Here is a 19,873-nt window from a genome sequence, read left to right as displayed (position 1 = left end):
CCTGCTCCGGACTATGCGGGTCATTGTAGGGCGTGATCCTGCCCGGCGCAGCGCGCCCCCACGGGAGCGGGCAGGCGTGGCAGCGCCACGCCCGCCCGTCGCGCCCGCTGCATCAGGGCGCGCGGACAGTGCTCAGAACTGGCTGCCGAAGGTGAACTGGATCCGCTCCTCGTAGTGACTGTCTGCGGCCTGCGAGCGGAACGGCACCGCCAGGCTGATGATCAGCGGGCCGATCGGCGCCTGCCAATGCACCGACACGCCGGCGGACGCGCGCAGGGTGCTGGCGTCGAAGCTCTGGTAGTTCTTGTACGCATTGCCGACGTCGGTGAACAGCGACACGCGGGCGGTGTTGACGTCCTTCAGGAAGGGCAACGGCAGGTACAGCTCGGCGGTGCCGAGCACCTTGAATGCGCCGCCGATGGGCTGCGCGTAGTAGCCCAGCGAGCATTGGCCGTTGGCTGCCGGCACGCTGCCATCGATGCAGACGCGTGGCCCCAGCGTGTTGTCCTGGAAACCGCGCACGTCGCGCACGCCGCCGGAGAAGAAGTTGGCGAAGAACGGGAAGTCCTGGCGCATGTCCTGCATCACGTAGCCGGGCCGCGCGGCTTCGGTGGCTGCTTTGAGCGCGGCGAATTGGGTGTCGTCGATGCCGTTGCTGCCATAGGTCTTGCCGTAGCCGACCTGGCCATCGAGATACAGCACGAAGCCCTTGCCGACCGGCCAGTAGTGGTTGGCCTCGGCAGTCAGCTTCCAGTACTGCACGGTCGAGCCGGGCAACGCGATTTCAGTCGAGGCGGACAACAGACCACCGCGCGTCGGCGCCCAGTAACCGTTGCGGGTATCGTGGTTCCAGCCCAGAGTGCCGGTCCAGGAATGGATCGTCTTGTTGCCGATCTGGTTCTGGTAGTCGATAAGCTGCTGCGGGCTGTAGTTCGGGATCAGGTTGACCTTGTTGCTGCTGATGCCCAGGCCGACGCGCACGCCATCGGTTTCGCTGATCGGAATGCCCAGGTAGGTGGAGAAGCCCTTGGCGCTGGTGCTGTAGTTGGCGAAATCCTGGTTGCCGTAGTCGGTCTTCGAATAGTTGACGCTGTAGCCGATACCGATGCCGTTGTCGGTCAGGTACGGGTTGAAATAGTTGGCCCCGAAGCTGGTCTGGTAGGTGCTGCGCGAACCGCTCACGGAGAAGCTGTCGCCGCTGCCGAACAGGTTGTTCTGGCTCAGCGAGGCGTTCAGGATGAGGCCGGCGTACTGCGAGTAGCCCACGCCGAACTGAACGCTGCCGGCAGACTGCTCCTCGACCTTGACGGTGACATCCACCTTGTCCTCGGTGCCGGGCACCTTCTTCTTGTCGATGTCGACAGTCTTGAAGTAGCCCAGTCGCTGCAGGCGGATCTTGGAACGGTCGATCGCGGCCTGCGAGTACATCGAACCCTCGAGCTGACGCATTTCACGACGCAGCACGTTGTCTTCGGTCTTGGTGTTGCCCTGGAAGATCACGCGGCGCACGTACACGCGCTGGCCCGGCTCGATGTACATGGTCAGGTCGACCGTGTGCTTTTCCTTGTCGAGTTTCGGGATCGGCGTGACCTTGGCATAGGCATAGCCGATATTGGCGAGCACGGCCTTGATCGCCTTGCTGCTGTTTTCGATGGCGCCGCGGTTGAAGATGTCGCCATCCTTGACGAATACCAGTCGACGCATCGTCGCCTCGGGCAAGACCAGATCGCCGAGCAGGTGGACGTCGCTGACCTTGTAGATGTCGCCTTCCTTGATGCTGGCATCGATGTACATGTTGCGCTTGTCCGGCGAAATGGTCACCTGGGTGGAGTCCACGCCGAAATCCGCGTAGCCGCGGTTCATGTAATACGACTGCAGCTTTTCCAGGTCGCCGGAAAGCTTCTCGCGGGAATACTGGTCGTTCTTGGAGTACCAGGACAGCCAGTTCGGCGTGCCCGATTCGAAATCGCTGCGGATCTGCTTGTCGGTGAAGGCGTGGTTGCCGAGGATGTTGATCTCCCGGACCTTGGCCGCCTTGCCCTCGCGGATCTCGATGTCGATGGCGACGCGGTTGCGATCAAGCCGGGTGACGTGCGGGTCGACCGACACGTTGTACTTGCCGCGGTTGTAGTACTGCCGGATCAGTTCCTGCTGCACGCTGTCGATCGCCAGCCGATCGAAGGTTTCACCTTCGGCGATGCCGGTCTGCTTGAGTCCCTTCTTCAGGTCGTCGGTCTTGATGTCCTTGTTGCCACGAATGGTCAACTTGGCGATCGACGGCCGTTCGGTCACTTTGATCACCAGGATGTTGCCGTCGCGATCGAGTTCCACATCGCTGAAGAACTTGGTCTGGTACAGCGCCTTGATCGCGCGTTGTGCCTCGGCATTGGTGAGCCGGTCTCCCTTGTTCACCGGCAGGTAGTTGAATACCGTGCCTGCGGAAATGCGGCTGAGACCGTCGATGCGGATGTCCGAGACCACGAAGGGCTCGAATGCAAACGCATTGGCGGTGAGGGAGGCAAGCAGGATCAGCGCGGCGATACGCTTCATCGTCGATTCCGTTGGGTTATTTCGATGGAGCAGCCTGCGCGGCCGCTCCGATCAACGCATGCGACAGGGGCGAGCCCTGTCGCGAAAAAAAGACCGCGTCCCGCGAATACACCGCCGGCCAGGCCAGCGCGATCGAGTGCGACTGGTGCTGGCTGACAGGTCGTCGCCGGGTCGAGGTCGAGGGCGGTCCGCGTCACGACAGCAAGGTACGTTGAATGTCGTTGTAAAGCGTCCACCCGACCAGACTGAACAGCAGCATCAGTCCGATGTACTGGCCTACGACCATGACCTGCTCGCTGACCGGGCTGCCCTTGACCAGTTCGATCAGATAATACAGCAGGTGCCCGCCATCCAGAACCGGGATCGGCAGCAGGTTCAGGATTGCCAGGCTGAGCGAGACCATCGCCAGAAACTGTAGGAACCAGGCCAGTCCCATGCTCGCTGACGCGTTGGCGTACTGCGCGATACCGATCACGCTGGAGATGTTCTTGGTCGAGGCGTGGCCGTCGAGCATGCTGCCGATCATGCTGAAGGTCTGCCGGGTATTGCGCCAAGTGGTGGCGAGCGCGGCTGAAAGCGCCCTGATCGGGCCGTACTGGACGGTGGCGGGTTCCGGCCGGGGCGGAGAAACGCCAAGCATCCATTTTGCCGGCTGGCCAGCCAGCGATTCCCACTTGGCGGTGACGTCGATGTTCAGCGGTCGGCCATCGCGCTGCACGGCGATAGTCAGTCGGGGCGACTTTGCGGCGGCGCTCTGCACGAGCTGGCCGAGGCTGTCGAAATCCGTCACCGGCTGCCCATTCACGCTGACGATCCGGTCGCCGCCCTGGATGCCGGCCAGCGCGGCCGGCTGGCCCGCCTTCACCGTGCCGGCAATCGCCGGCGGTGGCGCCAGGGTGAGGCCGAGCTGCTTGAAGTACTGGTCGATCGGTTTGCCGGCAGGCAACCGGTCCAGCGGCAGCGTCAACTGGCGCACCTGACCATCGGGCTGGCGTACGGTCATCGGCAGCGGGGTCAGTGCCAGCAGGGCGTTGCCGATGGTCTCCATCGAGTCGCTCCAGGTGGAGACGTCGCGTCCGTTCACGCTGAGGATGCGATCGCCCGGCTGGACTCCGGCTTCGGCGGCGATGCTTTGCGGCGCGGCCGTCACGATGGGTGCGAAATCGCTGCGTCCGAGCATGAACATCAGCCACAGCGCCGCGATCGTGAAGATCACGTTGAAACCCGGTCCGGCCGCCACGATGGCGATGCGTTTCCATACCGACTTGCCGGTGAACTCCTGGTCACGCAAGGCTGGATCGACTTCGCCTTCGCGCGCGTCGAGCATCTTCACGTAGCCGCCCAGCGGAATTGCGGCGATCCAGTATTCGGTGCCATCGCGGCCCACGCGCTTCCAGATGGCCTTGCCGAAACCGACCGAGAAGCGCAGCACCTTCACCCCACAGCGGCGCGCGACCCAGTAGTGGCCAAATTCATGGAAGGTCACCAGTACGCCAAGCGTCACCAGCAACCAGAACACCGAGCCGAAAAAGGAAGTCATCAAGTACCGGGGCGGAAAGTCATCTGGGCAAGAATATCAGCAAGCACTGCGCAACACGCGCCGGGCTGCTTCGCGGGCCATCTGATCGCGCTGCAGCAAGGTCTGGATATCGACCACAGCTTGCGCCGGCAGTTCCGCAAGCACGCTGTCGACCACGTCCGCAATCGACAGGAACGGCAGCGCGCCGGCCAGGAATGCCTCCACGGCGACCTCGTTGGCGGCGTTCAGCACGGCCGGGGCGTCGCCGCCGGCACGGAGCGCCTGATAGGCCAGTGCCAGGCAGCGGAAGGTGGCCAGGTCCGGGGCTTCGAACTGCAGCGGCGCGCAGGCGGCCAGGTCCAGTGACGCCACGCCGGATTCGATCCGTTCAGGCCAGGCCAGCGCATGGGCGATCGCCGTGCGCATGTCCGGGTTGCCCAACTGGGCCAGAACGGAACCGTCGACATATTCGACCATCGAATGGATCATGCTTTGCGCGTGGACCACCACGTCGATGGCGTCGGCTGGCGCACCGAACAGATGGTGCGCCTCGATCACTTCGAGTCCCTTGTTCATCAAGGTGGCCGAGTCGACCGAGATCTTGCGGCCCATCACCCAGTTTGGATGCTTGCAGGCCTGGTCCGGGGTGATCTCGGCCAGCTCGGCACGCGAACGACCGCGAAACGGTCCACCCGAGGCGGTGAGTATCAGGCGGCGGACACCGCTCCTGTCCAGCTCCGGGCGGCCACCCGGCAGGCACTGGAAGATGGCGTTGTGTTCGGAATCCACCGGGATCAACGTGCTGCCGCCGTCGGCCACGGCCTGCAACAGCAGGGGGCCGGCCATCACGATGGATTCCTTGTTCGCCAGCAGCAGGCGCTTGCCGCTGCTGGCGGCGGCCAGGGTGGATTCCAGCCCGGCGGCGCCGACGATCGCGGCGACCACGGTGTCACACAGGCTGCCGGCCGCGGCGGCGGTCAGGGCCGCCGGGCCGCTGGCCACTTCGCAACGCACGCCGGCGGCTGCCAGTCTGCGCGAGAGTTCCGCTTCCAGCGCTGCGTCGGCAATCACTGCCAGGTCCGGCCGGTGTTGGGCGCACAGGGCGACCAGCGCTTCGACCTGGCGGTGTGCGGTGAGCACCGTGGCGCGGAAGCGCTCCGGGTGGCGCGCTATCACGTCAAGCGTGTTGCCACCGATCGAACCAGTGGCGCCGAGGACGGCAACCTTGTGCATCATGAGCAGGCTCTAGAGATCCAGCAGCAGCAGGCCGGCGGCGAAGATCGGCAGCGCGGCAAACACGCTGTCCAGTCGGTCCATCAGGCCACCGTGACCGGGAAAGATGCTGCCCGAATCCTTCACCTGGGCATGCCGCTTCATCAAACTCTCGATCAGGTCGCCGACAATCGAGACGGCCACCGTGATCGCCGCCAATAAGGCCAGGCCAAGCAAGGCGGCGCCACGGACGCCGAGCAGCCAGCCACCCAGCTCGGCCACCAGCACCCCGGCCACCATGGCGCCGTACGCGCCGGCCCAGGTCTTTCCCGGGCTGATCTGCGGCGCCAGCTTGCGCTTGCCGAACGTGCGGCCGCTGGTGTACGCACCGATGTCAGAGGCCCACACGATCACCAGCGCCAGCAAGGTCCACCAATGGCCGTGCGGCACCCGGGCATGGATGCTGGTCAGTGCGACCCAGGTCGGGAAGATCACGAACGCGCCGGCGATCAGCTTCAGCGCGAGGTTTTCGCGAGTCGGTGCGGCGGCAAACGCGAAATGACGCAGCCACAGGCACGCCACGATCCACCACGCGACGCCACCAGCCAGCAGCCATGGCGTCCAGGCCGTGTCCTGGGCAAGCCAAAGCAGTACAAACGCAGTGGCGGCCATGACCAGCAGCACGATGCGACCGGCGAGGTTCTTGAGTCCGCTCAATTGCGCCCATTCCCACCATGCGGCGAGAAAGGCCAGGGCGACGATCGCTCCGAAAATGCCGGTGTCCGGCAGCAGGATGATCAGGATCGCCAGCGGCGCGAGCACCAGGGCGGTGAGAATGCGCTGAAGCAGCATGGGAATCCTCTAGGTGGCGACCTGCTCGCTGGTGCGGCCGTAGCGGCGCTCCCGGCGAGCATAGTCATCGATGGCCTCGCGCAGGCAAGCCTGGTCGAAATCGGGCCACAAGGTGTCGGTAAAGTACAGCTCGGCGTAGGCGACCTGCCACAGCAGGAAATTGCTGATGCGGCGTTCGCCTCCGGTGCGGATGAACAGGTCCAGCGGTGGCAGTTCGGCCAGGCTCATCCATTGGCCCAGTCGCGCCTCACTGATCTCGTCGGCCTTCAGCTCGCCGCGGCCCACGGCCGCGGCAGCCTGGCGGCAGGCCTGCACGATGTCCCAGCGGCCGCCGTAGCTCACCGCCACGTTCACGTGCAGGGTGTCATTGCCCGCGGTATGCGCCATCGCTGCCCGCATGCGCTCGCGCAGCGGCGCGTCGAAGGCGGCCAGGTCACCGATGAAGCGCAGGCGCACGCCGTGACCGTGCAATTCGTCCACTTCCTTGTCCAGTGCGCGCAGGAACAATCCCATCAGCGCCCCGACCTCGTCCTCCGGTCGTTGCCAGTTCTCGCTGGAGAACGCGAACAGGGTGAGGACCTGCACGCCCTCGCGCAGGCAGGCCTCGACCGTTTCCCGCACCGCCTTGCGGCCGGCGTTGTGGCCGAAACTGCGTGGGCGATGCCGCGCTCTTGCCCAACGTCCGTTGCCGTCCATCACGATGGCGATGTGACGCGGTACCCGGGCGCTGTCGATGCTGTTCGTCATCGGCTGCGTGTTCCACGAGCCGGCACCGCATTCCGCCCGATCACGCCGGGGAACGACAACAGGGCCGGGGTCACGTGCGGATTCGCCACGACAGGCTGCGCGGGTGCGTGGACGTCAATGGCTCCCGGCCGATCCATCATCAAAGGGCCATCAGCTCCTCTTCCTTGGCCTTCACGACGGCATCGACATCCTTGACGGCGCCATCGGTCAGCTTCTGGATTTCGTCGTCGAAGCGGCGATCGTCATCCTCGGTGATCAGCTTTTCCTTGAGCAGATCCTTTACTTGCTGCAAGGCGTCGCGGCGCACATTGCGAATCGCGATCTTGGCGTTCTCGCCTTCGTGGCCGACCAGCTTGGCCAGCTCCTTGCGGCGCTCTTCGGTGAGTGCCGGCATGTTGAGGCGGATCACCGTGCCGGCGGTGGTCGGCGTGATGCCGATGTCGGAGGCCATCAAGGCCTTCTCGATCGGCGCCACCATGGTTTTCTCCCATGGCGTGATGAGGATGGTGCGCGCGTCCGCCAGCGATACCGAGGCGACCTGCGACAGCGCGGTGTCGGTGCCGTAGTAGGACACCTTGATGTGGTCCACCAAGGTGGTGCTGGCACGGCCGGTGCGGATCCGCGTGAGGTCGTGCTTGAGCGATTCGATGCTCTTGCCCATGCGGGTCCGGGCATCGTTCTTGATGTCGTTGAGCATGTATTTATTCCCGGTGGATCTGGCAACGTTCAAGTATAGCAGTGGCAGTCGCTTCGCCTGCCGGCAGAGCCGGCTTCGGCAGGCGAGGATCAGTGGACCAGGGTGCCGACCGACTCGCCGCGCATGATGCGCATCAGGTTGCCCGGCACGGTCATGTTGTAGATGCGCAGCGGCATGCCGTGGTCACGGCACAGCGCGATGGCGGCGGTATCCATCACCTGCAGGTTGCGCTGGATCACGTCGCTGTAGGTCAGCTCCTCGTAGCGCGTCGCGTTGGCGTCGCGTGCCGGATCGGCGGTGTACACGCCGTCGACCTTGGTCGCCTTCAGCACCAGGTCGGCACCGATCTCCACGGCGCGCAGGGCAGCGGCCGAGTCGGTGGTGAAGAACGGATTGCCGGTGCCGGCGGCCAGCAGCACGATGCGCCCCTTTTCGATGTGGCGGATCGCGCGGCGGCGGATGTAGTCCTCGGCGACGTCGTGGATCTGGATCGCGCTCATCACGCGCGCGTAGCCGCCGCGCTTCTCGATCGCGTCGGCCATCGCCAGTGCGTTCATGACCGTGGCCAGCATGCCCATGTGGTCGCCGGTGACGCGGTCCATGCCTGCGGCAGCCAGGCCGGCGCCGCGAAAGATGTTGCCACCGCCGATCACGATGCCGATCTGCACGCCGGTGCGCTGCACCTCGATGATCTCGTCGGCCAGCCGGCCGATCACCTTCGGATCGATGCCGTAGTCGGCATCGCCCATCAGCGCCTCACCGGAGAGCTTGAGCAGGATGCGGTGGTACGTGGGCTGGTCGCTCATGAGGTCTCCGGATTATGTGGGGCAAACCGGCGCATTGTAGCCCAGCGCGGCGCTCTTGAACGAAGAGTCGGCCGGAACAGCCGGGAAATGCATGTCCGCGAAGCCTGGCCCCCACGGCCTGCAAAACAACAAGGGCCACGGTTTCCCGTGGCCCTTCGTATGCAGTACCTGGATCTTGCTTGAAGGCCGGCCATCGATGGCCGGTACTTCGGATTACCGCAGGCCTGCCTGCTTCATCACTTCGGCGGCGAAATCCTCTTCGGCCTTCTCGATGCCTTCGCCAACCGCGAGACGGACAACCGAGGTCACGTCGGCGCTTTCCTTCTTCAGCGCGTCGGCCACGGTCATGTTGGTGTCCAGCACATAGGCCTGGCCCAGCAGGGTCACTTCGGAGACGATCTTGTGGATCTTGCCGGTGATGATTTTCTCGAGGATCTCGGCCGGCTTGGCCTTGTCCTTGTCGGACATCACGCTCAGCGCGATTTCCTTTTCCTTGGCGATGAACTCGGCCGGCACGTCCTCGGCACGGATGTGCGCGGGGTTCATGGCGGCCACGTGCATCGCGATGCCCTTGGCCAGGTCTTCGGAACCGCCGGTGAGCGCCACCAGCACGCCGATGCGGCCGCCGTGGATGTAGCTGCCGATCACGCCGTCACTCTCCACGCGAGCCATGCGGCGCACGTCGATCTTCTCGCCGACCGTGACGACCAGCGACTTGGCGGCCTCTTCGACGGTGCCTCCGCCCGGGAACGATGCAGCCTTCAGGGCCTCGACATCGGCGGCGCCGGACTTCAGGGCCACGTCGGCGACGGCGTCGCTGAACTTCAGGAAGCTGGCGTCCTTCCCGACGAAATCGGTTTCGCAGTTGATCTCGACCAGGACGGCCTTGCCGTGGTCCTGGGCGGCCACGACCCGGCCTTCGGCGGCGATGCGGCTGGCTTTCTTGTCGGCCTTGGCCAGGCCGGACTTGCGCAGCCACTCCATCGCGGCGTCGATGTCGCCCGTGTTCTCGACCAGGGCCTTCTTGCATTCCATCATGCCGGCGCCGGACCGCTCGCGCAGCTCCTTCACCATTTGGGCGGAAATGTTGCTCATCGGTAATTCTCCAATGCTTTGGAATGCGCGACAGCGACTGAACGCTGTCGCGCGTTGAACTTGAAGCAGGGCCTGGCGGCGGGGTCAGTGACCGCCGCCGCGGCGCTTACTTGGCGGCGGGAGCGCCGTCGCGCGAACCACGGCCGCCGTCACGGCGCGGGGCAGCCTTGCGTGGTGCGGCTTCGCGGCGCGGACGGTCGACCTTGGCCACCGGGTTGCCTTCCTCGTCAAGCTCGACGAAGTCGTTGCCGTCACCCTGGGCGGCGGCAGGCGCGGCGGCCTTGCCTTCGAGGATGGCGTCGGCGGCGGCGCGGGCGTACAGCTGGATCGCACGGATCGCGTCGTCGTTGCCCGGAATGGCGTAGTCGACCAGGTCCGGGTTGTAGTTGGTGTCGACCACGGCGACCACCGGAATGCCGAGCTTCTTGGCTTCCTGCACGGCGATGTCTTCGTGGCCGATGTCGATCACGAACAGCGCGTCGGGCAGACGATTCATGTCCTTGATGCCACCCAGCGAGGCCTGCAGCTTGTCGCGCTCGCGGCGACGGGCCAGCACTTCGTGCTTGACCAGCTTGTCGAAGCTGCCATCGGTCTCGGCCGCTTCCAGCTCCTTCAGGCGTGACACGGACTGCTTCACGGTGCGGAAGTTGGTCAGCATGCCGCCGAGCCAGCGCGAAGTGACGAACGGCATGCCGGCGCGCGCTGCCTCTTCGGCCAACGGCTCACGGGCCGAACGCTTGGTGCCGACGAACAGGATGGTGCCGCGCTTCTGCGCCATGCCCGACAGGAAATTCATCGCGTCGGTGAGCAGCGGCAGGCTCTTTTCGAGGTTGATGATGTGGATCTTGCCGCGGGCGCCGAAGATGTACGGTGCCATCTTGGGGTTCCAGTAACGGGTCTGGTGACCGAAATGGACGCCGGCTTCCAGCATCTGACGCATGGTGACTTGTGCCATGGGTGTAACTCCGATTGTCGGCTCCCTTGGAGGGAACCTGGGGGTTGGGACCTCCACGCATCCCCGGCTTCGACCGCGACTGGCCCGATTCAAGTGGTGGGCAAGGCGCAGCACCCCGAAGGCGGTGCCGATACGTGTGTGGCGTTGGTTTGGGGTGTTGTACCGCTCGGCGCTACAATCCCCGTTCGCTTTGCGCTGGCAGATCGTCGAAACGGCGACGTCAGATCAGCAAAACTCCGAAATTGTAGCCGGTTCGCCGGCAGCGCGGCAAGTCACTGGATTCCAGGGAATTGCGCCGCCATATGAGTGGAATCCATGGCCATTACCCTGAAATCCCCCCAAGACCTCGACGGCATGCGTGTCGCCGGCAAGCTCGCGGCCGAAGTGCTGGCCATGCTCAAGGAGTACGTCAAGCCCGGCGTCACCACCGAGGAGCTTGATCGCCGCGCCTACGAGCACATCGTCAATGTGCAGAAGGCGATCCCCGCCAACGTGGGTTACCACGGCTTTCCCAAGACCCTGTGCACCTCGGTCAACCATGTGATCTGCCATGGCATACCCAATGAAGGCAAGGTGCTCAAGGACGGCGATATCGTCAATATCGACGTGACCGTGATCAAGGATGGCTGGCACGGCGACACCAGCCGCATGTACGTCGCCGGCACCCCGTCGGTACTGGCCAAACGGCTGGTCGATACCACGTTCGAGGCGATGATGTGCGGCATCCGCGCGGTGCGCCCGGGTGCCACCCTGGGCGATGTCGGTCATGCCGTCCAGCAGCATGCCGAAGCGGCGGGATTTTCAGTGGTTCGCGAGTACTGCGGGCACGGCATAGGCAAGATCTACCACGACGAGCCGCAGGTGCTGCACTATGGCAAGCCCGGCACCGGCATCGAGCTGAAGAAGGGCATGACCTTCACGGTCGAGCCGATGGTCAACGCCGGCAAGCCGCAGACCCGCCAGTTGCCTGACGGCTGGACCGTGGTGACCAAGGATCACTCGCTCTCGGCACAATGGGAGCACACCTTGGCGGTGACCGATGACGGTTTCGAGATCCTCACGCCCTGGCCCGATGCCTGATTGATCCGGGACGCGGGCAGCAGCCCGCTGCCGGGCTGCGCTGTCGCCATCGTTGGTGTCTTCAGGCTGCTGCGATTCCCGATTCCCGATTCCCGATTCCCGATTCCCGGCCTAACGCATCACCCGCGCGCGAGTTACTACCGATACAGGCCTCTGACGTCATGTCGCCAGCAACCGCCACGCTTGTCCTGCCACCCTTGCCGCGTCTGCCGGTGGCCGTGCCCCGTTCCGGCGTATCGAAGGACGCGCGCCGCGCACTGCGTCAGCTGCTTGGCGACGTCGACCGGTCACTGGCCACCGCGTTCCGCGACGGCGCTGATGCCGGCGAACTCGCGCGGCGGCGTGGCGCTTCGGTGTCAGCGGTGGTCGCCCACGTCTGGATGGCGTGTCTGGGCGAGGTCACCGATACCGCGCTGTTCGCGGTAGGCGGTTTCGGACGAGGCCTGCTGTTTCCCTGTTCCGACGTGGATCTGCTGGCGCTGGCGACGGCACCGGAGCCGGCGCGTCTGCGTGCGCTGGAGCAGTTTTTCGCCACCTTGTGGGACATCGGCCTGAAAGTCGGCAACGCGGTGCGCGAGCCGGAACAGTGCCGGGAATTGGCCGCGCACGATGCCAGCGTGTTCACCAGTCTGCTGGATGCGCGGCGGCTGGCCGGCGACCCGGCATTCGATGCCAAGCTGCGCGCCATCGTCGATGATCCGGCGCTGTGGCCGCCGCGTGAGTATCTCGCCGCACGCCTGGCCGAGCGCAATGCGCGGCACGCCCGTTTTGACGACACCGCCTACAACCTGGAGCCGAATCTCAAAGACGGTCCCGGTGGGCTGCGCACGCTGGATTCGTTGCGCTGGATGGGCCGGCGGCTGGCGCAGGCGGGCGATCTTTCCGAAATGGTCGCCGAGGGTCTGCTGGACCCGGCCGAACAGACCCAGTTGGAGCAGGCCGAGTCGACCTTGCGCCGCTACCGCTATGCCCTGCATCTGGAAGCCGGCCGAGCCGAGGAGCGCTTGCTGTTCGACTATCAGCAAGGCCTGGCGAAGCGATTGGGCTTCGAGGACGAACACGCCAAGAATCTTGGCGTCGAGCAATTCATGCAGGGCTACTACCGGGCGGCCAGCCAGGTCGAGCGACTCGGCGTGCAGGTGGCCGAACGCTTCGAGGAAATGCTGGAGTCGCCCGGCGAAGAACAGCCGGTAGGCACCGACTTCGTGCGTTACGGCACGCGCCTGGCCGCGCGCGATCCGGAGTTGTTCATGCAGCGACCTGCGGCCCTGGTCGAGATATTCATTGCCCGGCTCGACCAGACGGGCGTGGCCGGTTTCAGCGCCAACACCATGCGGCGCATCCACCAGGCCACGGATGCCCACGGCGGCTTGCTGGCCCAGGATGACGAGGTGCTGGCAGCGTTCCTGCGTCTGCTCCGGCGCGGCGCCCCGGCGGTGGAAGCGTTGTGGCGGATGAACCGGCACGGTCTGTTGGCCGCGATCCTGCCCGCGTTCGGGAAAGTGTTCGGGCGCATGCAGTACGACCTGTTCCACGTCTACACGGTCGACGAACATACCCTGCGCGTCCTGCGTAACATGGCGCGTTTCGCCGACCCGGCGGCCCGTGCCGAGTTTCCGCTGGGTTGCGAGATCTGGGGCAAGTTGCCGAAGCCGGAAATCCTGTTGCTGGCGGCCTTGTTCCACGACATCGCCAAGGGCCGCGGCGGCGACCATTCGGTGCTTGGCGAGCAGGATGCACGTGAATTCTGCGCGCGCCTCGGGCTGCCTGCGGGTGACATCGAGCGGGTGGCCTGGCTGGTGCGTCACCATCTGCTGATGAGCACCACCGCCCAGCGCCAGGACATCACCGACGCCGAAGTGGTGCACCGCTTTTCCGAGCTGGTGGGCGAACGGGAACGGCTCAGCCAACTGTATCTGCTGACCATCGCCGACATCATCGGCACCAGTCCGCGGTTGTGGAACGGCTGGAAGGACCGCCTGCTCTCCGATCTCTACACGGCGACTCGCTATGCCCTGCGTAGCGATGTGGAACTGCCGCTCGATGCGGGCGTGCGGATGCGCGAGTGTCAGGAGCATGCGCTGGCCCTGCTGCGGGATGATGATTTTTCCGAAGCGGAGGTGGAGCGTGTCTGGAGCGAATTTCCCCAGCTCAGCTTCCTGCGTCACCGTCCCGAGCAGATCGCCTGGCAGACGACGGAGATCCTGCGTGCGCAGGGCAAGCTGCCGTTGGTGGCGGTGCAGCCGCTGTCGGTGCGCGGCAGCACCGAACTGTTCGTCTATGCGCCGGATCGTGACGGCCTGTTTGCCACCGTCACGGCGGTGCTGGACCGCCTGCGTTTCTGGGTGATGGAGTCGCGCATCCTCAGTTCGCCGACGGGCATGGCGCTGGATACCTTCCAGTTGCTGGAGGCCGACAGTCAGAAGCCGGCCAGCGCGGCGCGCGCCGAAGAACTGCAGCAGCGCCTGCAGCGTGCCCTGGCATTGTCGGACGGGGTGCAGCCCAGCAAGCGCAATTTGTCGCGTCACCAGAAGCACTTCCAGATGACGCCGAAGATCAGCTTTCATGCCGCTGGCGAACGCACCCAGATGGCGCTGGTGGGCACCGACTGGCCCGGCTTGCTGGCAGCCGTGGCGCAGGTGATGGTGAGCGAGGACGTGCGTGTGCACGACGCGCGCATTGCCACGTTCGGCGAACGTGTCGAGGACTTCTTCCAGCTCACCGACCGGCACAATGCACCGCTCGATGCGGCGCGACAGGAACGATTGCTGCAAGCCTTGCTTGCGCGCGTGGGTCCCGAGCGGGAGTGATACCGGCGCATCGCGTTATCATGCCGACCGCTGCGCTGCGCAGCGGCCACCTATTTTCGTCATGACCTACCTGTTGATCAAGTCGCTGCACCTGCTGTTCGTGATTGCCTGGATGGCCACCGTGTTCTATCTGCCGCGCATCCTGGTGAACCTGGCGGAGGCTTCGGGCGAGCCCGCGGTGCAGGCGCGACTGCAGTTGATGGGGCGTCGCCTGTACAAGTTCGGCCACAACATGTTCGGCATCGCCTTCGTCTTCGGGTTGGCCTTGTGGCAGGGTTGGCGCGTATTTCCCACGGCGCTGCCACACGTCACCGCCGGTACCCACTGGATCGACGCCAAGCTCACCCTGGTGGCATTGCTTTTCGTGTATTTCGTGTGGGCCGGCCGTATGCTCAAGCGCAGCATCAATGGCGGTGCACTGCCCGCCGCGCGCACTCTGCGCTGGTTCAACGAGTTGCCGGTGCTGCTGTTGTTCGGCGTGATCTACCTGGTGATCGCCAAGCCGTTCTGAACACGTGGCGTCCGTTGTCAGGCACTCTCCGACATCCCTGATGCGAGCAAAGCGGATGTCGTTTCGTTGCTCCCCGTTTCGCGGCAATGGCGAAGTGGCAGCGCAGACTGTTGATAATTCGCGCGTCTCGCGTTCGTGGCGTCATGGTTGGTGACAGCTTCATGGAATGCCTTTCCGAGGTCAGCCCCGGTTCGTGCTTCCGAGCAGCTTCTATCCAGTCCTGCGGCGCACTGGCGTTGACACCGCCGGCGCGCCGGGCTAGCTTTTCGCTATCCGCGACCGACCAAGGTGGCCCGCAGGCAACTGCCGGCCGAGAGTGCGACATGGACACTACGACTTTCTGAAGCTGGCTCTTCGCGCCGAGGCATCCGGGGGCGCGTGGCGCCCTTTTTTATTGGATTCGACTTTTCCGTCCATGGCACGGGCAGGGGACATCGGATCTCCCCGACAGACTTTCCAGCAATGTACGCCGCAGCGGCGTGCCGGTAATCGAACATGATCCAGATCACTCTCCCCGACGGCAGCAAGAAGCCTTTTGAACATCCTGTTACGGTGCAGGACGTGGCCGCCTCGATCGGCGCCGGCCTGGCCAAGGCCACCCTGGCCGGCAAGGTCGATGGCCAACTGGTGGACGCCAGTTTCCCGATTGAACGGGATGCCAGCCTGCAGATCGTCACCGAAAAAAGCCCCGAGGCGCTGGAAATCCTGCGCCACTCCACAGCGCACCTGATGGGTCAGGCGGTGCAGCGGTTGTTTCCCGGCGCGCAGGTCACGATCGGGCCGGTGATCGAAAACGGCTTTTACTACGACTTTGCCTACGAGCGTCCGTTCACGCCCGAAGACCTGCCCAAAATCGAAGCCGAAATGCACAAGATCGTCGACGAAAAGCTGCCGGTGACGCGCAGCGTGAAGTCGCGCGACGAGGCGGTGGCGTTCTTCCGGGGCCTCGGCGAACACTACAAGGCCGAGATCATCGAGGGCATTCCGGCCGATCAGGATCTTTCCCTGTATTCACAGGGCGAGTTCACCGACCTGTGCCGCGGCCCGCACGTGCCGAACACCAGCAAGCTGCATTCGTTCAAGCTGATGAAGGTGGCTGGCGCCTACTGGCGCGGCGATTCTAACAACGCGATGCTCAGCCGCATCTATGGCACCGCGTGGCTCAACGACAAGGACCTGAAGGCGTACCTGTTTCAGCTGGAAGAGGCGGAAAAGCGCGACCACCGCAAGATCGGCAAGCAGTTGGACCTGTTCCACCAGCAGGAAGAGAGCCCCGGCATGGTGTTCTGGCACCCCAACGGCTGGGCGATCTGGCAGCAGGTCGAGCAATACATGCGCAATGTGTACCGCACCAGCGGTTACCAGGAAGTACGTTGCCCGATGGTGCTGGACGTGTCGCTGTGGAAGAAGTCCGGGCACTGGGACAACTACAAGGAGAACATGTTCTTCACCGAGTCGGAGAAGCACACCTTCGCGTTGCGCCCGATGAACTGCCCCGGCCACGTGCAGATCTTCAACGAAGGCCTGCGCAGCTACCGTGACCTGCCATTGCGCTACGGCGAATTCGGTGGCTGCCACCGCAACGAACCCTCGGGTGCGCTGCACGGCATCATGCGCGTGCGTGCGTTCACGCAGGACGACGGCCACATTTTCTGCACGCCTGAACAGATCGAATCGGAGGTCACCGCCTTCCATCAGCAGGCCATGCAGGTTTACGCCGACTTCGGCTTCGAAAACATTGACGTGGCCCTGGCCTTGCGCCCGGAGCAGCGTATCGGTGACGACGGCGTGTGGGATCGCGCCGAAGCTGCGCTGCGTGGAGCATTGGCTGCGGCTGGCGTGACGTGGACCGAACTGCCGGGCGAAGGGGCTTTCTACGGTCCCAAGATCGAGTACCACATGAAGGACTCCATCGGCCGCGATTGGCAGGTCGGCACCATGCAGGTGGATTTCATGATGCCCGAACGGCTTGGCGCCGAATATGTGGACGAGCAGTCGCACAAGCAGCATCCGGTGATGCTGCACCGGGCCATCGTGGGCTCGATGGAGCGTTTCATCGGCATCCTGATCGAACACCATGCCGGGCTGTTGCCACCCTGGCTGGCGCCGGTGCAGGCGGTGGTCCTCAACATCACCGACGCGCAGGCCGATTACGTCGCGCAGGTGACGCAAACCCTTGTCGACAAAGGTTTCCGGGTACAATCGGATTTGCGCAACGAGAAAGTCGGCTATAAAATCCGCGAACATACGATGCAGAAAGTGCCGTACCTGCTCGTGGTCGGTGACCGCGAGAAAGAGACAGGCAATGTTTCTGTGCGTACCCGTTCCGGCGAGGATCTGGGCAGCATGGCGCTGGCCGATTTCGTCGAACGACTCGGGGCCGAAACGCGACGCTAGGGCGTCGAGCGGCCTTTTTCATTACTTCTTCTGGAGGATCGTGGTATCGCAACCACCGACAACAAGGGCAATCGTCGCAATCAGGAAATCCGTGTGCCGCGGGTACGTGTCATTGGCGCGGATTCCGAGCAGCTTGGCATTCTGAGCCGTGACGAGGCGCTGGCACTGGCACAGGACGCCGGCATGGACCTGGTCGAAATCCAACCGAACGGCGACCCACCGGTCTGCCGGATCATGGATTACGGCAAGTACAAGTTCGAGGCCCAGAAGAAGGCCCAGGCCGCCAAGAAGAAGCAGAAGCAGGTCGAGATCAAGGAAGTGAAATTCCGCCCGGTCACCGACATCGGTGACTACCAGATCAAACTGCGCAAGATGCTCGCCTTTCTGGAAGAGGGCGACAAGGTCAAGGTCACCATCCGCTTCCGCGGTCGCGAAATGTCGCACCAGGATCTGGGCCAGAACCTGGCCCGCAAGATCCAGGAAGATGTGGGCGACAACGGTCAGGTCGAGTCGTATCCGCGGCTTGAGGGTCGCCAGATGGTCATGATGATCGGACCGAAGAAGAAATAGGCCGGCGCCTGCGGCGTCGCGTTTGGTAGGAGCGCACCCTGTGCGCGATGGCTCTGGAAATGGTTCGGCGTTCCGAAACAAGGGCAATCGCGCACAGGGTGCGCTCCTACTGGTATCGGGGTGGGGAACTCCGTATAATCGCCGGTTCGACCCGCCGGATGGGTCGTGCACCGATCGTGGCAGGACGGAAAGCGTGGTCCCCCGGGCCACCGCCAGATCAGTCAGAAACCGGAGCGGTCCAGACCGGATCAGCTCCATACAAGGAACTACCCATGCCCAAGATCAAGACAAACCGGGCGGCTGCGAAGCGTTTTCGCAAGACCGCGTCGGGCAAAATCAAGTGCGGCCATGCCTTCCGGTCACATATCCTGACCAAGAAGTCGACCAAGTTGAAGCGCAGCCTGCGTGCCAAGAACCACCTGAAGGCGTGTGACGTCCCGGGTGTTGCTCGCATGTTGCCCTATTGAAGACGAGGAGATAAACCATGGCTCGTGTAAAGCGTGGCGTTACCGCCCGTCGTCGTCACAAGAAAATCATCGGTCGCGCGAAGGGTTACTACAATGCCCGCCGCAAGGTCTTCCGCGTTGCCAACCAGGCCGTCATCAAGGCTGGCCAGTACGCGTACATCGGCCGCAAACAGCGCAAGCGCCAGTTCCGTGCCCTGTGGATCGTCCGCATCAATGCGGCGGCCCGCATGTTCGGCCTGTCCTACAGCCGCCTGATCAATGGCCTGTCCAAGGCCGGTATCACGGTGGACCGCAAGGTGCTGGCCGATATCGCCGTGCACGACATCAAGGCTTTTGGCGTGATTGCCGAGAAAGCGAAGGCCAGTCTGGCGGCGTAGTTTGTGCGCTCATCCTTGATCGCGTAGATCAAGAGCGGTCATCCATGGCCGCACTCTTCAAAAGAGCGAACGTTCGCGGGGAGGGGGCCAAAGCCTCTTCCCCGTTTTCGTTTCTGTGGGTCCTCAGTGGGAATCGCATCGATGGACGATCTGGACAGCCGCGCCGCGCAGGCGCTGGCCGATATCGACAAGGCCGACACGCTGGAGGCGCTCGACGCGCTGCGCGTGGGCCTGTTGGGCAAGAGCGGCATCGTTACCGCTGCGCTGAAAACGCTGGGCGCGCTGGCGCCGGACGAGCGCAAGGCGCGCGGTGCCGAGGTGAACCTGGTCAAGCAGCGTCTCGCCGATGCGCTCGCTGCGCGCAAGACGGTACTGGAGCAGGGCGAACTGGATCGTCGGCTGGCCTCCGAGACGATCGACATCTCGCTGCCCGGTCGGGACGGTGAACGTGGCGGCATCCATCCGATCACGCGGGCACTGGAGCGCATCGCCGCCATTTTTTCGCGGCTGGGTTACCAGCGCGTCGACGGCCCGGAAATCGAGGATGACTGGCACAACTTCGAGGCACTGAACTTTCCGCCGCACCACCCGGCGCGCGCGATGCATGACACCTTCTACTTCGGTGACGGGCGCCTGCTGCGCACGCATACCTCGCCGGTGCAGATCCGCGCGATGGCCGGTCGCCAGCCGCCGATCCGGATCATCGCGCCGGGCAAGGTCTACCGCAGCGATTCGGACCAGACCCATTCGCCGATGTTCCACCAGATCGAGGGGCTGCTCGTGGACGAGACTTCCAGCTTCGCCGATCTCAAGGGCACGCTGGGCGAATTCGTGCGCGCCTTCTTCGAGCGCGATTTCGAGATGCGCCTGCGCCCCAGCCACTTCCCTTTCACCGAGCCCTCGGCCGAAGTGGACATCCGCTGGGTGGCCGAGGACGGCAGCTCGCGCTGGCTCGAAGTGCTGGGTTGCGGCATGGTGCATCCGAACGTGCTGAAGAATTGCGGCATCGATCCGGAGCGCTATACCGGTTTTGCGTTCGGCCTGGGCGTGGAGCGCTTTGCGATGCTGCGCTATGGCGTCTCCGACCTGCGCGCATTCTTCGAGAACGACCTGCGCTTCCTGAAACAATTTGCCTGAGAAGCGCGGGATTCGGGATTGGGGGTTCGGGATTCGCAAGAGCCTCGATTCCTCGCTTTTCCGAATCCCCAATCCCAATTCCGAATCCCGG

At 64.2% G+C, this 19,873-nt stretch carries 17 protein-coding genes; 8 read left to right on the top strand and 9 right to left on the bottom strand.

The window, feature by feature from the left end; genetic code table 11:
• Positions 1–132: 132 nt before the first annotated feature.
• From bamA to rpsB, 9 genes are all read right to left on the bottom strand, one after another.
• Positions 133–2,550, bottom strand: a complete 2,418-nt coding sequence (gene bamA / locus AC0L58_RS11460) for an outer membrane protein assembly factor BamA (RefSeq protein WP_473683467.1) — start codon at positions 2,548–2,550, stop codon at positions 133–135.
• A gap of 193 nt (positions 2,551–2,743) precedes the next feature.
• Positions 2,744–4,090, bottom strand: a complete 1,347-nt coding sequence (gene rseP / locus AC0L58_RS11455; RefSeq protein WP_473683466.1) for an RIP metalloprotease RseP — start codon at positions 4,088–4,090, stop codon at positions 2,744–2,746.
• Positions 4,091–4,126: 36 nt separating this feature from the next.
• Positions 4,127–5,302, bottom strand: a complete 1,176-nt coding sequence (locus AC0L58_RS11450; protein WP_473688712.1) for a 1-deoxy-D-xylulose-5-phosphate reductoisomerase — start codon at positions 5,300–5,302, stop codon at positions 4,127–4,129.
• A 12-nt stretch (positions 5,303–5,314) separates the two neighbouring features.
• Positions 5,315–6,133: a phosphatidate cytidylyltransferase gene (locus AC0L58_RS11445; RefSeq protein WP_473683464.1), complete on the bottom strand. Its 819-nt coding sequence runs from the start codon at positions 6,131–6,133 to the stop codon at positions 5,315–5,317.
• A gap of 9 nt (positions 6,134–6,142) precedes the next feature.
• Positions 6,143–6,880, bottom strand: coding sequence for a polyprenyl diphosphate synthase (gene uppS, locus AC0L58_RS11440; RefSeq protein WP_473683462.1), 738 nt, complete (start codon positions 6,878–6,880; stop codon positions 6,143–6,145).
• Between the two features lie 139 nt (positions 6,881–7,019).
• Complete coding sequence (gene frr / locus AC0L58_RS11435) at positions 7,020–7,577, bottom strand: ribosome recycling factor (RefSeq protein ID WP_473688710.1); 558 nt, start codon at positions 7,575–7,577, stop codon at positions 7,020–7,022.
• 89 nt (positions 7,578–7,666) lie between these two features.
• On the bottom strand, positions 7,667–8,383 hold the full coding sequence (gene pyrH, locus AC0L58_RS11430) for a UMP kinase (RefSeq protein WP_473683460.1): 717 nt from the start codon (positions 8,381–8,383) through the stop codon (positions 7,667–7,669).
• Positions 8,384–8,596: 213 nt separating this feature from the next.
• The gene (gene tsf, locus AC0L58_RS11425; protein WP_473683458.1) at positions 8,597–9,478 is read right to left on the bottom strand and encodes a translation elongation factor Ts; all 882 of its coding nucleotides are present in this window, start codon (positions 9,476–9,478) and stop codon (positions 8,597–8,599) included.
• A 106-nt stretch (positions 9,479–9,584) separates the two neighbouring features.
• The gene (gene rpsB, locus AC0L58_RS11420) at positions 9,585–10,433 is read right to left on the bottom strand and encodes a 30S ribosomal protein S2 (RefSeq protein WP_473683456.1); all 849 of its coding nucleotides are present in this window, start codon (positions 10,431–10,433) and stop codon (positions 9,585–9,587) included.
• Positions 10,434–10,748: 315 nt separating this feature from the next.
• Here rpsB and map point away from each other — a divergent pair, with 315 nt between their 5' ends.
• The 8 genes from map (at position 10,749) to pheS (ending at position 19,782) form a co-directional block, all read left to right on the top strand.
• A complete protein-coding gene (gene map / locus AC0L58_RS11415; RefSeq protein WP_473683454.1) occupies positions 10,749–11,513 on the top strand; it encodes a type I methionyl aminopeptidase in 765 nt (254 codons plus the stop codon).
• Between the two features lie 161 nt (positions 11,514–11,674).
• Entirely contained in the window at positions 11,675–14,323 is a 2,649-nt protein-coding gene (gene glnD / locus AC0L58_RS11410; RefSeq protein ID WP_473683452.1) for a [protein-PII] uridylyltransferase, read from the top strand.
• A gap of 61 nt (positions 14,324–14,384) precedes the next feature.
• Positions 14,385–14,834: a CopD family protein gene (locus AC0L58_RS11405; protein ID WP_473683450.1), complete on the top strand. Its 450-nt coding sequence runs from the start codon at positions 14,385–14,387 to the stop codon at positions 14,832–14,834.
• A 495-nt stretch (positions 14,835–15,329) separates the two neighbouring features.
• The gene (gene thrS, locus AC0L58_RS11400; RefSeq protein WP_473683448.1) at positions 15,330–17,231 is read left to right on the top strand and encodes a threonine--tRNA ligase; all 1,902 of its coding nucleotides are present in this window, start codon (positions 15,330–15,332) and stop codon (positions 17,229–17,231) included.
• A gap of 45 nt (positions 17,232–17,276) precedes the next feature.
• Positions 17,277–17,801 (top strand): translation initiation factor IF-3, encoded by a 525-nt coding sequence (gene infC / locus AC0L58_RS11395; protein WP_473688708.1) that lies wholly within the window; start codon positions 17,277–17,279, stop codon positions 17,799–17,801.
• 272 nt (positions 17,802–18,073) lie between these two features.
• Complete coding sequence (gene rpmI, locus AC0L58_RS11390; RefSeq protein WP_473683446.1) at positions 18,074–18,268, top strand: 50S ribosomal protein L35; 195 nt, start codon at positions 18,074–18,076, stop codon at positions 18,266–18,268.
• 17 nt (positions 18,269–18,285) lie between these two features.
• Positions 18,286–18,645 carry a 50S ribosomal protein L20 gene (gene rplT, locus AC0L58_RS11385; protein ID WP_007804486.1) on the top strand — a complete coding sequence of 120 codons (360 nt, stop codon included), beginning with the start codon at positions 18,286–18,288 and terminating at the stop codon, positions 18,643–18,645.
• Positions 18,646–18,786: 141 nt separating this feature from the next.
• Positions 18,787–19,782, top strand: coding sequence for a phenylalanine--tRNA ligase subunit alpha (gene pheS, locus AC0L58_RS11380; RefSeq protein ID WP_473683444.1), 996 nt, complete (start codon positions 18,787–18,789; stop codon positions 19,780–19,782).
• The last annotated feature ends 91 nt before the right edge of the window (positions 19,783–19,873 follow it).

The sequence above is a fragment of the Rhodanobacter sp. G2-10 genome (assembly GCF_055809185.1).
This window is presented reverse-complemented; position numbering and strand designations above follow the sequence as displayed.

Bases quoted from the DNA above. Each gene is read 5' to 3' on its own strand.
- bamA (WP_473683467.1), bottom strand. From the start codon at position 2,550: ATGAAGCGTATCGCCGCGCTGATCCTGCTTGCCTCCCTCACCGCCAAT.
- rseP (WP_473683466.1), bottom strand. From the start codon at position 4,090: ATGACTTCCTTTTTCGGCTCGGTGTTCTGGTTGCTGGTGACGCTTGGC.
- AC0L58_RS11450 (WP_473688712.1), bottom strand. From the start codon at position 5,302: ATGCACAAGGTTGCCGTCCTCGGCGCCACTGGTTCGATCGGTGGCAAC.
- AC0L58_RS11445 (WP_473683464.1), bottom strand. From the start codon at position 6,133: ATGCTGCTTCAGCGCATTCTCACCGCCCTGGTGCTCGCGCCGCTGGCG.
- uppS (WP_473683462.1), bottom strand. From the start codon at position 6,880: ATGACGAACAGCATCGACAGCGCCCGGGTACCGCGTCACATCGCCATC.
- frr (WP_473688710.1), bottom strand. From the start codon at position 7,577: ATGCTCAACGACATCAAGAACGATGCCCGGACCCGCATGGGCAAGAGC.
- pyrH (WP_473683460.1), bottom strand. From the start codon at position 8,383: ATGAGCGACCAGCCCACGTACCACCGCATCCTGCTCAAGCTCTCCGGT.
- tsf (WP_473683458.1), bottom strand. From the start codon at position 9,478: ATGAGCAACATTTCCGCCCAAATGGTGAAGGAGCTGCGCGAGCGGTCC.
- rpsB (WP_473683456.1), bottom strand. From the start codon at position 10,433: ATGGCACAAGTCACCATGCGTCAGATGCTGGAAGCCGGCGTCCATTTC.
- map (WP_473683454.1), top strand. From the start codon at position 10,749: ATGGCCATTACCCTGAAATCCCCCCAAGACCTCGACGGCATGCGTGTC.
- glnD (WP_473683452.1), top strand. From the start codon at position 11,675: ATGTCGCCAGCAACCGCCACGCTTGTCCTGCCACCCTTGCCGCGTCTG.
- AC0L58_RS11405 (WP_473683450.1), top strand. From the start codon at position 14,385: ATGACCTACCTGTTGATCAAGTCGCTGCACCTGCTGTTCGTGATTGCC.
- thrS (WP_473683448.1), top strand. From the start codon at position 15,330: ATGATCCAGATCACTCTCCCCGACGGCAGCAAGAAGCCTTTTGAACAT.
- rpmI (WP_473683446.1), top strand. From the start codon at position 18,074: ATGCCCAAGATCAAGACAAACCGGGCGGCTGCGAAGCGTTTTCGCAAG.
- rplT (WP_007804486.1), top strand. From the start codon at position 18,286: ATGGCTCGTGTAAAGCGTGGCGTTACCGCCCGTCGTCGTCACAAGAAA.
- pheS (WP_473683444.1), top strand. From the start codon at position 18,787: ATGGACGATCTGGACAGCCGCGCCGCGCAGGCGCTGGCCGATATCGAC.